This is a genomic window from Altererythrobacter lutimaris, from assembly GCF_013371495.1.
GTDB lineage: Bacteria > Pseudomonadota > Alphaproteobacteria > Sphingomonadales > Sphingomonadaceae > Erythrobacter > Erythrobacter lutimaris_A.
Genome location: NZ_JABWTA010000001.1, coordinates 1666588 through 1678865, shown reverse-complemented (window position 1 = coordinate 1678865; position 12278 = coordinate 1666588). Strand labels below are relative to the sequence as shown.

Here is a 12278-nt window from a genome sequence, read left to right as displayed (position 1 = left end):
TTGCCATGAAGTTCGCGTCACCTGCGCTTGTGAGCCTTGCTGCCTTGAGCCTTTCTGCTTGTGCCGCCTATTCCGGCCCGGTTGAAAGCCAGCCCGCTGCTGCCGCTGAAGCGCCTCAAGCTGATGCGAATGCAGCCTTCGAGAAGCTCGGCGCGGATTATATCGAAGTGCTGACTGAGCTGAACCCGGTCGCGGCAACGGGTCTCGGGGAGTATCGCTACAATGCTTTGATGCCCGATATATCAGAGCGCGGTCGGCGCACTTCGCACAATGCGGATCTGGCGTTCCTTGCAGCGCTTGAGACCATCCCCTTTGATGAGCTGAGCCGCGCTAATCAGGTCGATTATTCGCTGCTCAAAACGCAGCTCGAATATGATGTCTGGTCGCATGACGTGGAGCAGCAATGGGCGTGGAACCCGCAACGCTATCATGGCACAGCTTCCAGTGCGCTCTATGGCATGGTCGCGCGGGATTTCGCGCCCTTTGAAGAGCGTCTGCCTGACATCATTGCGAGGATGGAAGCGATCCCTGCATTTCTGGAGACCGCGCGTGCGCAGATCGTTGTGGCTCGCGTGCCCAAGGTGCATGCCGAGACGGTCGCCAAGCAAAATGCTGGAATTATGTCGATCGTCAATGGTCTGATCGATCCGGAAGTCGAAAAAGCAGGCCTCGCAAACGAGCGCTACAATGCCGCGAAAGCTGGTCTGGAGGCAGCGCTTACCGAACATCAGACATGGCTCGACGAGACGGTCGTGCCTGGCGCGCAGGGCGAGTTCCGGCTGGGGCTGGAAAAGTACCAGCAGAAAATGGCCTTCGCGCTCCACACAGATATGAGCGTGACCGAACTGAAATCGCGTGCGGAAGCAGCCTATGCGGAAACGCGTGCGCAAATGTTCGAAGTCGCGCGCGAGATCGAGCCATGTGGTGATTTGCAAACGCGCGATCCTGCGATGCTCGAACAGGCCGTGATCGAATGCGGGCTTGAGAAAAGCTACGAAAACCGCGCGCCGCGCGACGGGCTGGAACAAGCCGCCCGCGACACCACCGACTTCGCGACCGCCTACACCTATGAGCGTAATCTGGTCCGTCCGATGGATGGTCCGGTGCAGATCATCACTATGCCCGAAGCCTTCTGGGGCAATTCGGTTGCTTACCTCGATGCGCCGGGGCCGCTCGACAAGAGCCTGCCTGCCTTCTACGCGGTCGCGCCGATCCCTGACAGCTGGAGCGAGAGCCAAGCGACCAGCTTCCTCAAGGAGTACAACAACTCGCTGCTGCATATCCTGTCGATCCATGAAGGTGTACCGGGGCACGCGTTGCAGCTGGATCATGCCAATAAGTATGACAGCGTCCTGCGCGCCGTGCTTTCCAGCGGTCCCTTTATCGAAGGCTGGGCGGTCTATTCCGAGCGCATGATTGCTGAAGATGGCTATCTCGGCGGAATGGAAACGACCGAGGGCAAATATTTCATTCTAAATGGCCTCAAATTCCGCTTGCGCGCGATCATCAACACGCTGCTTGATATCAAGATCCACACCGACGGGATGGAGCGCGAGGAAGCGATGACGCTGATGATGGAAGGCGGCTTCCAGCAGGAACGCGAGGCCGCTGGCAAATGGGTGCGCGCGAACTTAGGTTCGATCCAGCTATTGAGCTACTATACAGGCTATGACCAGCATTGGAGTTTGCGGCAGGAAGCGGAAGAGCGGTGGGGCGAGGACTTCGACCTGCGCGAGTATCACGACCGCGTGCTCAGCTTTGGCTCCCCGCCTGTGAAATACGCTCGCGCGCTGCTATTTGAATTGCCTGTGGAGTGAAGGGTTAGACCTTCCCCAGATCGCCCATGCCGACCGTTCCGCTTGCCATTTCCAGCATGCGGTCCAGGCTGCCCTTCGCTTTCAAGCGCAATTCTTCGTCGATCTCGATACGCGGTTCCAGGTCGCGCAGCGCGACATAGAGCTTCTCCATCGTGTTCAAAGCCATGTAAGGGCAGATATTGCAGGAGCAGTTCCCGTCAGCACCCGGCGCACCGATGAAAGTCTTCTCCGGAAGAGCCTTTTCCATCTGGTGCATGATGTGCGGCTCAGTCGCGACGATCAGCGTATCGCCTTCAAACTCCTGCGCGAATTTGAGGATTCCGCTCGTCGAGCCGACATAATCAGCATGATCAATAATGGTTGGCGGGCATTCCGGGTGCGCGGCAATCGGCGCATCGGGATGCTGTTCCTTGAGCTTTAAAAGCTCGGTCTCGCTAAAGGCCTCGTGCACGATGCACACGCCGGGCCACAGCAGCATTTCCCGATCAAACTTGCGACTGAGATAGCCGCCCAGATGGCGATCCGGCCCGAAGATGATATTCTGATCGCGCGGGATCTGCTGGAGGATTGTCTCCGCGCTCGAGCTGGTGACGATCACGTCCGACAGCGCTTTCACTTCCGTCGAGCAGTTGATGTAAGTGAGCGCGATGTGATCGGGGTGAGCCTCGCGGAAGGCCTTGAACTTCTCTGGCGGACAAGAATCTTCGAGGCTGCAGCCTGCATCCATATCGGGGAGCACCACGATCTTCTCTGGTGAAAGGATCTTCGCAGTATCCGCCATGAACTTCACGCCGCAAAACGCGATAACGTCCGCATCGGTCTTCGCCGCTTCCTGGCTCAATTGCAGCGAGTCCCCGACAAAGTCCGCAATATCCTGAATATCGGGCGTCTGGTAATAATGCGCGAGGATCACCGCGTTGCGCTCTTTGCGCAGGCGGTCGATCTCAGCCAGCAGGTCATCACCAGTAGGGACTTTTGTCTCGAAGCTCATCAATGCCATCCAGTCAGCTTGCAAATTTCGCTTTTCATATAGGCATTTTGTGCCATTTTGCGAGCGCTTTGGGTCGCAAAATGCTAGCCGTGTTCGCGGGAGAAGATTGCGATGTATGATGTAAAGCTCACCGAAGCCTATTTCCCGGCACAGACCGATACGCCGATGGAAGAGCGGACAATCGGTGATGTGCTGCACGAACAGGCGGCAACGCGCGGCGATGCACTGGCTCTGCGCGAGCTGCTCGCCGATGGTTCAGCGGGACGCGAATGGACCTTTGCGGAGCTGCTGAGCGATGCGGAGCGGGCAGGCAAAGCTCTCGCTTCACGTCACACGCAGGGCACGCGGATCGCCATCATGGCGGGCAATTGCCCGGAATGGATACTTGTCCAGATGGGTGCGGCGCTTGCGGGGCTAACGCTTGTCACAGTCAATCCGGCTTTCACTGCTCGCGAAGTGCGCTACGTGCTGGAGCAGTCCAATTCCGAAGCGGTTTATTACCAGCCGCATGTGCGCGGTTCGGGTCTGCGACCAATTGTCGATGAGGCGGCGGCAGGCCTCGCAGCCCATGACTATGTCATCGATATCACCGACCATGCCGAACTGTTTGCAGGTGAGCATGATGGCGAGCTGCGCGAGACCAAGCCGCATGATATCTGCATGATCCAGTATACCTCTGGCACCACGGGTTTTCCCAAGGGTGTGCTGCTTCACCAGCATGGTCTGGTGCAGAGCAATCACGACGTTTTTGTTCGTTGGAACCTTGCGCCCGGCAAGACCGTGATGTGTCCGTTCCCGCTATTCCATACCGCCGGCAGTGCGGTATGCGTGCTGGGGACCCTCAGCCATGGTGCGACTCTGCTGCTCGTCAGCCTTTTCGACCCCGTAGCGGTTGTCGCAGCCATTGCGCGTGAGAAGCCGGAAGTTGTCGGCGGCGTTTCGACGATGATTTTCGCGATGATCGAAGCGGCGAAAGCGACCGGCACGGATATCTCCTGCGTAGAAACCGTGGTGAGCGGCGGGGCGATGGTGGCGCCCGAGCTCAACCGTGCGGCGCAAGAGACCTTCGGCGTGCCTATCCTGATTGTCTATGGCCAGACGGAGACCTCGCCCGCGATCACTGCCGCTTGGCCAAGTGACAGCGGGGCGGAGCTGACAGAAACCATCGGGCAGCCTTGCAGCCATATGGGGGTTGCGATCCGCTCTCCGAATGACAACAGCATCTGCGCGGTGGACGAGCAAGGCGAGATCTGCATGCGCGGCTTCAATATGATGGTCGGATACAACGACAATCCGCAAGCAACAGCTGAGACGATTGATGCCGATGGCTGGCTGCATACCGGCGATCTTGGCAGCATGAGCGCGCGCGGTTATGTGAAGATAACCGGGCGCGTGAAAGAGATGATCATTCGCGGCGGCGAGAACCTCTTCCCGGCAGAAATCGAAGCGGCTTTGCTGGAGCATCCTGCGCTCGCTGAAGTGGCGATCGCAGGCGTGCCGGATGAAAAATGGGGCGAGATAGTCGCGTGTTTCATGCGGCTGGCCGAGGGCCATGAGCGCCCGGACGAAAGCGAGCTACGCAGCTTTATCCGCGAGCGTCTCTCACCCCAGAAAACACCCGCCCATTGGGTCTGGATGAATGAGTTTCCGCTGACAGGCTCAGGCAAGATTCAGAAATTCGCGCTCGCAGAGAGCTTTGCGAAAGGAGATTTGGGTTAGTCTGGAACCACGCTCAATTTGCGAAAAAGCACGAATTTTCATAGGCGTGCGCGATGGACACATACAATCCTTTCAGACTGTGGCGGCGTTGGCGCCGGTTCGGAGCCATCGACCCGGCCAAGATGAGCCGGATCAACTATCTGTTCTGGCTGAGCCATCATTGGCTTGAAGGAGAACGGTTCAAGCCCGGCGGCCTCAATATTTCGCAGCTGGTTGAAAAGCAGATCCGCGACGGGGAGCTGCAACTTGGCACCCACAACATGGCAAGCCAGGTCGCACACGCCTTCAGATTGGCCCTTCTCTATTGGGGGCAAGGCGATGTCGAGCAGGCTGAAAAGTGTCTTCGCACATCGCTGAACTGGTATTCGCGGCTGATGGAGGTTTGTGCCGAGCACAATCGGACACTGGAGTTCCCGCGCGAAATCCATTTCGCGAAATGTGCTGCCTGCCTGCTCGATGAGGAGTTCATAGGCTCGCCGCTGATTGGCGATCTGGATATGGGATACGAGCCCTGGTTCAAAGACACCCTGATGGACTATTGCCTGGGGCAGGAAGAGTTTGATTGGAACCACTGGCAGGTCAGCGTCGACCAGTGGACGAAGAGCCGCTTTCCCAAGTACCGGATCGAAGAATTCGCTTTCTATGCAAGAGTGCTCACCGGCGAATTTGAAACCAGCGAAGCGATGTTTGCCGAGCATCAGAAGCTGATCACGGCCAAGAGCAAGCGCAACCCCGATGCCGACCTACAAGACGGCTATGGTGAATATGCCGCGCTCGTCACTGACTATATCTTTGCAGCCATCCTCAAGCGGATCGGATGGGAAGGCAAATACCGGCACAGCTGGCCGAACACAGATGTGATGGGCGCGCCGCCACAAACGACACGCGAGCCAGATCGCTTCCTGAAGGCCATTGCGCTGAAGCTGCCTGATCCCGACGCGGAGACAGGAATTATTGCCGACATCCAGCAGGCGCGTCGTTTCATCGACACGCATCTCGAAGACCAACGCGACGAAGAGGGTGAATTCTTCGACCCCAAGCGCTCCAAGAAAGAGCGCAGCAAGGTCGCCGCAGCGCTTAAGGAAGTCGGGTGGGTGCGCGATCCGGCGACGCTGGACCTAATGCGCACCTATGACGTCGAGAATATTCTGAATGACCAGTCACCGCTGGTTCTGGGCGACCCGTTTGGCTCGGACATTGACCTCAAGGACTCGACTGAATTTCTCCAGCAGGAATGCGGCCTGTCCGACGAATTCATCGGTATCGCCGGAAATATCGAGGCCTATCATCCGGACACGGATGGCGGCTGGTACCTCTATCGGAAGAAAGATCGGAAGGTCTATTTGCTCGACCGCGAGGATTGGGAGGAACCTCACGCTGCGATCAAGGCAGCCCGCGAGGGGCTCAACATGTGGCCTTCTTACACAAGCTTCGTCGCCTGGTGGGTCGCGCAGCATTTGGCAGCGGCAAGCTGAGAGCCTCGCGACAGAGCCACCTTCCAACCTTTCCTACATCTGCCGGCATAGCTAACCCGTCGTTGCTCTTAAAAACTATCGATTTCTGCCACGCGAAGCGCGGAAAGCGCGTTCGAAGCACTCACATGAGTTTTGCAAATATAGGAAAGGTGTCAGCTTTGTTGGGAAATTATCTTGCGCGTTACGCCTTGAGTTATCTTCCCCAAGACTGTGTAACATGCGTATCCAACATGCGCTCTCAGCTCGCCTGCCAGACCTCGTCGTCCTTCGCGACCTGGCCGCGTTTCTGCAAGTCGATCAGATGCGCAAGCACGCTCATTTGTGCGGCTTTATTCAAGCGAGGATCGAGTCCTTTATACATGTCGGGAATGAATTCCTCGAGCGGGCGGGCGCGCTCACCAAGTAGCCGCATGATCTGGTTCTCGCGTTGGCGCCGATGGCCGATCATCCCGCGCACAAGCTGGCGCGGTTTCTCGATCGGCGCGCCATGCGCTGAGTAATAGACCCGGTCCTCGCGCTGTTGCAGCCGCTCAAGGCTTTTTAGGTACTCCCCCATATCGCCATCAGGCGGGATCACCACGCTAGTCGACCAGCCCATGACATGATCGCCCGTGAACAGTGCGCCGCTTTCCTCCAGCGCGAAGCATAGATGGTTGGAGGTATGGCCCGGTGTATGGACTGCGCGCAAAGTCCAGCCTTCGCCGGTCATGGCTTCGCCATCTTCCAGCACGCGGTTGGGCGCGTAGGTTGCGTCGAAAGATTCGTCCGCACGTGCGCCCCACATGGCGAGCGCTTCATCGCTGATGACGAGCGGCGCGCAGCCAATAACGGGCGCTCCGGTCTTCTCTGCCAGAGGTGCTGCGGCGGGCGAATGATCGCGATGCGTATGCGTGCACATGATTGCAGTGACCCTGGCGTCGCCCAAAGCGTCCATGATCGCCCCAATATGTGCATTGTCGGCAGGACCGGGATCGATCACCGCTACGTCCCTACCGGCCCCAACAATATAGGTTTGCGTGCCGGTGTAGGTGTAAGGCGAGGGGTTAGGCGCGAGCACACGCCGCACGAGCGGCTCGCATTGCTCGGCAACGCCTGTCGGCCATGGTTCAGGTGGTAACGCCATGGCTTGCATATGAGGAAATGGGTGGCAGAAGTCACTTGGGAATTTGTTGGGAGAGATAAGTGAGCACTTTCATCCTGGTCCTGGACGAAGGCACAACCTCGACGCGCGCGATGCTGTTCGATGTTGCGGGCAAGCTGCATGAGGTCGTGCAGCAAGAGATTACTCAGCATTATCCGCGGGGCGGCTGGGTCGAGCATGACGCGGCAGAGATCTGGGACAAGACTTTGGCGTGCGCGCTTGAAGTCATCGAGAAGGCGGGCGGTGCGGATAAGATCGCATGCATTGGCATTACCAATCAGCGCGAAACGGTGGTCGCCTGGGACAAGCAATCCGGCGAGCCGCTTTGCAAAGCGATCGTATGGCAAGATCGCCGGACAGCGGATTTCTGCGAAGAGCTGCGCGCTGCCGGACACGAACCGGATGTGCAAGAAAAGACAGGCCTGCTCCTCGATCCCTATTTCTCGGGCACCAAGATGCGTTGGATGCTGGACAATATACCCGAAGTGAGCGCCGCGGCCGACGCGGGCACGCTCGCTTTTGGCACGATTGAAAGCTGGCTCATTTTCAAGCTCACAAGCGGCGCTAAGCATATCACAGATGCGAGCAATGCCAGCCGGACGCTCCTGATGGCGCTGGATGGTGCGGGATTTGATGAAGGGCTCTGCGATCTGCTTGGAGTCCCGCGAAGCTCCATGCCGCAAGTCGTCGACAATGCAGGAACACTGGCAGCTACGGAGGCGAGCCTTCTTGGCGCGGCGATCCCGATCACCGGCCTTGCAGGCGACCAGCAATCGGCAACCATCGGCCAAGCCTGCCTCAAGCCGGGTGAGACTAAAGCGACATATGGCACGGGAGCCTTTGTGCTCACTAATAAAGGGCATGACATCCCGCGATCGGTGAACCGTTTGCTCGGTACTGTATTGATGCAGCTTGATGGCAAGCGGACTTATGCCATCGAAGGCTCAGTGTTTGTCGCGGGCAGTCTCATGCAGTGGCTGCGCGATTCCTTGGGGATAGTCGAAATTGCGAGCGAGACTGAAGCGCTCGCCCGCTCGATTGATGATACGGGCGGCGTCACGATCGTACCAGCGCTTGCTGGCCTCGGCGCGCCGCATTGGCGGGCGGATGCGCGCGGCATAATTGCGGGGCTTAGCTTTGCGAGCGGGAAGGCCGAGCTGGCGCGCGCTGCGCTTGAGGCGATGGCACACCAAACTCATGATTTGGCAGACGCCTTTGCAGCAGATGGTGCGGCTTGGGACAGCCTCAAAATCGATGGCGGGATGAGCGCGAATGACTGGATGGCGCAGGACATTGCGAATATCCTGGGCCTCACAGTCGAGCGGCCGGGCTTTGTCGAGACCACGGCGCTTGGCACCGCGATGCTCGCGGCAACCGGAGCAGGGCTCTACGAAAGCCTGGGCGATGCAGCCGAGGCCATGCGCGGCGAACTTGCGCGGTTCGAGCCAGAGATGGGGCAAGTCCAGCGGGAGGAACGATTGACGCGCTGGCGCAAGGCGCTTGCAGCGGCTTGATCAGCCCCTTTGATCAGCCGGTACGCGAACCTGACTGCATCATCGCGCGGCCGAGCCGTTCATGCATCGCATGGACACCCGGATTGGCTTCGAAATCGTTTCGCCATGCCGCATCCAGCCGGAAGATCCGGCGATGCAAGCGGATCGTTTCCTCGACCAGCTCGCGGCTGACCGGATCGAGCCGTACGACTTCTTCCTCGCTTGATCCCTGATCTTCGGGAAGCGAGCCATGCTGACGCAATTGAACAGAATTCAGTTCGCCTGAGAAATAGGCCCGCTGATTGAGCAGCCAGGCAAGGATATGCATCATGCGTGTCGTCGCCTTCAGACCTTCGCTGGAGAAGGTGAGCTTGGCGAGGTCGTCCTGCGAGCGCAGCTCTTCGCCGACACCTTGCGCAAACACGGCGCGCACTTCATCCGCAAGGACAAGCGCTTCGGTGTAGAGCGATTCGATAATCGGCTGGGAAAGAGAGGTAGGTCGGCTCATGAAGGCTTGGGTATCGAGCCATTCGCGTTAACGCTACCTGATCAACCATCTTTTCCAGTGATGGCTCGGAGCTGTCCCGTTCCGATACGTTTTCGTGAATCTGGAGTAAACACGCACCTGTTTCCTACTCGGAGCAACCGCTGTTGCTAAGCGATGATGTCCGGCAGCAGGACGTCTTCGATCTGCGCAATCTGGTCTTTCAAGCGCAGCTTGCGTTTCTTGAGGCGTGCTATCTGCAATTGATCGGTGGAGCCAGCTTCGCCCAATGCAATGATCGCTGCATCCAGATCACCATGCTCGCTGCGCAGCAATTCCAGACGCTTGCGAAGCTCTTCTTCTGTCACTGCGATTGGCTCCCGATTATCATTTTATCGCGATTCCGTCCGTATGCGACGATTCATTATCCGGAATCTCTTTTCAAGATAGGCAGGTTATGATTTGATGACAATTCGCGGCTCGTCCGCGCTTGGACGAGTCGCTCCGCCAACAGGGGTTCCCACCCACTTGAGGAGAGACTTTATGGCATCAACCCACATTGACGCGCTGCAATCCAAACACGCTGGCCTCGAAGCACGAATTCGAGAAGAGCTGAACCGGCCAGCGCCTGATGCGAGTACGATCCAGGACCTCAAGAAGCGCAAGCTGAGAATCAAGGAAGAGCTTTCCGCTTCTTAATCGGGCCGAGCATTTCAATCTCACTACGTCGCACGCGCACAGCTTGGCACTGAGCCAATGTGCGTCTGCGGCAAAATACGCATTGGTGTGAATGCGTCATTCCGCATTTACATATCCGTGGTATAGGCGGTTTCCATAATGACAGCCGCTGATGCCGCCAGACAGATCCTGACCCGTTTGCATGAGGTCATGGCCTCGCGCTTGCATGCGCAGGGGAAGCTTGATCGCGTGGTTGATACGATCGGACAATCGCTCGATAGCGAGGTCTGCTCGATTTACTTGCTGCGCGAAGGCATGCTTGAGCTCTTCGCGACCCGAGGCCTGAATCAGAGCGCGGTACACGTCACGCGGATGGCAATCGGTGAAGGCCTGACAGGAACGATTGCTGCGAATGTCGAGACGCTGAACCTAGCAGAAGCGAAAGCGCATCCTGACTTCCAATATCGGCCGGAAACCGGCGAAGACAAATTTCACAGCTTTGCAGGCGTTCCGATCGTCTATCGTGAGCGCGCGGTTGGGGTGCTCTGCGTTCAGCATGTCGAACCGCGGCGATACGAGGATGTCGAGATCGAAGCTTTGCAGACGACCGCAATGGTGTTGTCTGAGCTTATTGCAAATGCTGACCTTGTTGATGAAGAAGACGCTGCCGGGCTCTCATCTGAACAGTCTGGCCCTCAAACGGTCAATGGCCTGACATTGGTTAGCGGCTTGGCGATGGGCCAAGCTGTCTATCACCAGCCTCGCATTCAGATTGATCAGGTCATGGCCGACGATATCGAAGCCGAGCGTCAGCGTGTCTATCGCGCGTTTGACCGCATGCGCGAGCAGATCGATAACATGGCTAGCCAGGCCGAATTTGGTGTTGGCGGCGAGCATGAAGAGGTCCTGCAGACCTATAAGATGTTCGCTTATGATGAAGGGTGGTCGCGGCGGATTAACGAAGCCATCGATAGCGGGCTTACCGCTGAGGCAGCCATTGAACGCGTTCAGCAACGCACCCGGATGCGTATGCGGGAGATCGACGATCCGCTGCTGGCAGACCGGATGCACGATCTGGAAGATCTCTCCAATCGATTGCTCCGCATTGTGTCTGGTCAGCTTGGTACCGCCGCTTCGCAAGGCTTGCGGCGCGACACTATACTGATTGCCCGAAATCTTGGGCCAGCAGAACTGCTCGAATATGACCGCAGGCGATTGAAAGGGGTGATCCTCGAAGAAGGCTCGCTCACCGCGCACGTCGTGATCGTGGCAAGAGCGATGGGCGTGCCTGTGCTGGGCCAGGCGCGTGGCATCCGCGGGCTGGTGCGCGATGGGGACGCAATACTCCTTGATGCCGGGGCTGCAACAGCGACCATCCGGCCAACCGCCTCGACAGCCGAAGCATTTGAAACGCGCTTTGCGAAGTCCAAGGAGCGCCAGGCAGCCTATGCGGCGCTGCGCGATGTCGAACCGTTCACGCGTTGCGGAACGCGGATCCAGGTCATGATGAACGCCGGGCTGCGAGATGATATGAGCGCGCTCGCCATGACCGGTGCAGATGGTGTGGGCCTCTTCCGTACAGAGTTTCAGTTCCTTGTTTCAGCGACGCTCCCTCAGCGAGAGAAGCAGTTGCGACTCTATCGTGATGTGCTGGATGCGGCGGGTGACAAGCCGGTGATCTTCCGTACGGTTGATATCGGCGGCGACAAGGCTGTGCCTTATCTTCAGTCCGAGGAAAGCCAGTTCGATGAAAATCCCGCGATGGGCTGGCGAGCGCTGCGAATGGCGCTGGAGCGCGAAGGCCTCCTCAAGGTACAAGCCCGTGCGCTATTAGAAGCTTCAGCAGGACGCGAGCTCAACGTCATGTTCCCGATGGTTTCGGAACCGTGGGAGTTTGATCAGGCGAGAGCGGTCTTCGAAGATCAGCTTGCATACTTGAGAAAACAGAAAAGGCTGCTTCCAGATGCGATCCGTTATGGCGCGATGCTGGAAGTTCCAGCGCTGGCTGAAACGCTCGATATTCTGCTGCCTCGTTTGAGTTTCCTCTCTGTCGGGACGAATGACCTGACGCAATTCTTGTTCGCGGCAGATCGGGCAAACCCGAAGCTCGCGCAGCGATATGATTGGCTAAGCCCCGCGATCATTCGGTTTTTGCGAAGAGTTTCGCAAGGAACAGTCGGATCAGGCGTAGATCTTGGCGTTTGCGGCGAGATGGGCGGCAGACGGCTCGAGGCGCTTGCGTTGCTGGGAATTGGCTTTCAGCGTTTGTCGATCACGCCTGCAGCGGTTGGTCCCATCAAGGAGCTGGTGCGCAAGGTCGATCTCAAGGAGCTTACCGAAGCGATGACAGGCTGGCTCAGTGATCCGGAAACAAATTTGCGCGAAGCCCTGCAAGCCTGGGCGAACGAGCGTGCAATCGAAACAGACTAGCCGGCAATCCTTGCGTTGATTTGGGAGTTTCCAGCGACGCGATGCAGTTG

10 protein-coding genes are annotated in these 12278 nt (G+C 58.0%); 6 read left to right on the top strand and 4 right to left on the bottom strand.

The window, feature by feature from the left end; translation table 11 throughout:
- Positions 1-5 precede the first annotated feature (5 nt).
- Positions 6-1817: a DUF885 domain-containing protein gene (locus HUO12_RS08105; RefSeq protein ID WP_176273090.1), complete on the top strand. Its 1812-nt coding sequence runs from the start codon at positions 6-8 to the stop codon at positions 1815-1817.
- Between the two features lie 4 nt (positions 1818-1821).
- On the opposite strand, the gene nadA is transcribed toward HUO12_RS08105, so the two are convergent.
- Positions 1822-2808 carry a quinolinate synthase NadA gene (gene nadA, locus HUO12_RS08100; RefSeq protein ID WP_176273089.1) on the bottom strand — a complete coding sequence of 329 codons (987 nt, stop codon included), beginning with the start codon at positions 2806-2808 and terminating at the stop codon, positions 1822-1824.
- A 111-nt stretch (positions 2809-2919) separates the two neighbouring features.
- Here nadA and HUO12_RS08095 point away from each other — a divergent pair, with 111 nt between their 5' ends.
- The gene (locus HUO12_RS08095) at positions 2920-4527 is read left to right on the top strand and encodes a class I adenylate-forming enzyme family protein (protein WP_176273088.1); all 1608 of its coding nucleotides are present in this window, start codon (positions 2920-2922) and stop codon (positions 4525-4527) included.
- Positions 4528-4580: 53 nt separating this feature from the next.
- A complete protein-coding gene (locus tag HUO12_RS08090; RefSeq protein ID WP_176273087.1) occupies positions 4581-6002 on the top strand; it encodes a hypothetical protein in 1422 nt (473 codons plus the stop codon).
- Positions 6003-6240: 238 nt separating this feature from the next.
- On the opposite strand, the gene HUO12_RS08085 is transcribed toward HUO12_RS08090, so the two are convergent.
- Complete coding sequence (locus HUO12_RS08085; protein WP_176273086.1) at positions 6241-7125, bottom strand: MBL fold metallo-hydrolase; 885 nt, start codon at positions 7123-7125, stop codon at positions 6241-6243.
- A gap of 59 nt (positions 7126-7184) precedes the next feature.
- On the opposite strand from HUO12_RS08085, the gene glpK reads away from it, so the two are divergent.
- Entirely contained in the window at positions 7185-8657 is a 1473-nt protein-coding gene (gene glpK, locus HUO12_RS08080) for a glycerol kinase GlpK (protein WP_176273085.1), read from the top strand.
- Between the two features lie 13 nt (positions 8658-8670).
- Here the strand turns inward: glpK and HUO12_RS08075 are convergent, their stop codons facing one another.
- Together HUO12_RS08075 and HUO12_RS08070 are read right to left on the bottom strand one after the other, a co-directional pair.
- Entirely contained in the window at positions 8671-9144 is a 474-nt protein-coding gene (locus HUO12_RS08075; protein WP_176273084.1) for a DUF1465 family protein, read from the bottom strand.
- Between the two features lie 146 nt (positions 9145-9290).
- Complete coding sequence (locus HUO12_RS08070; protein ID WP_176273083.1) at positions 9291-9488, bottom strand: YdcH family protein; 198 nt, start codon at positions 9486-9488, stop codon at positions 9291-9293.
- Positions 9489-9663: 175 nt separating this feature from the next.
- Between HUO12_RS08070 and HUO12_RS08065 the strand changes: the two genes are divergently transcribed.
- Positions 9664-9819, top strand: coding sequence for a YdcH family protein (locus tag HUO12_RS08065; protein ID WP_176273082.1), 156 nt, complete (start codon positions 9664-9666; stop codon positions 9817-9819).
- A 138-nt stretch (positions 9820-9957) separates the two neighbouring features.
- Positions 9958-12228 carry a phosphoenolpyruvate--protein phosphotransferase gene (gene ptsP / locus HUO12_RS08060; RefSeq protein WP_176273081.1) on the top strand — a complete coding sequence of 757 codons (2271 nt, stop codon included), beginning with the start codon at positions 9958-9960 and terminating at the stop codon, positions 12226-12228.
- Positions 12229-12278 lie beyond the last annotated feature (50 nt).

What these genes read in the sequence shown, in the direction of transcription:
- HUO12_RS08065 (WP_176273082.1), top strand. Translation starts at nt 9,664, where the DNA reads ATGGCATCAACCCACATTGACGCGCTGCAATCCAAACACGCTGGCCTC.
- ptsP (WP_176273081.1), top strand. Translation starts at nt 9,958, where the DNA reads ATGACAGCCGCTGATGCCGCCAGACAGATCCTGACCCGTTTGCATGAG.
- HUO12_RS08090 (WP_176273087.1), top strand. Translation starts at nt 4,581, where the DNA reads ATGGACACATACAATCCTTTCAGACTGTGGCGGCGTTGGCGCCGGTTC.
- HUO12_RS08085 (WP_176273086.1), bottom strand. Translation starts at nt 7,125, where the DNA reads ATGGCGTTACCACCTGAACCATGGCCGACAGGCGTTGCCGAGCAATGC.
- nadA (WP_176273089.1), bottom strand. Translation starts at nt 2,808, where the DNA reads ATGAGCTTCGAGACAAAAGTCCCTACTGGTGATGACCTGCTGGCTGAG.
- HUO12_RS08105 (WP_176273090.1), top strand. Translation starts at nt 6, where the DNA reads ATGAAGTTCGCGTCACCTGCGCTTGTGAGCCTTGCTGCCTTGAGCCTT.
- HUO12_RS08075 (WP_176273084.1), bottom strand. Translation starts at nt 9,144, where the DNA reads ATGAGCCGACCTACCTCTCTTTCCCAGCCGATTATCGAATCGCTCTAC.
- HUO12_RS08095 (WP_176273088.1), top strand. Translation starts at nt 2,920, where the DNA reads ATGTATGATGTAAAGCTCACCGAAGCCTATTTCCCGGCACAGACCGAT.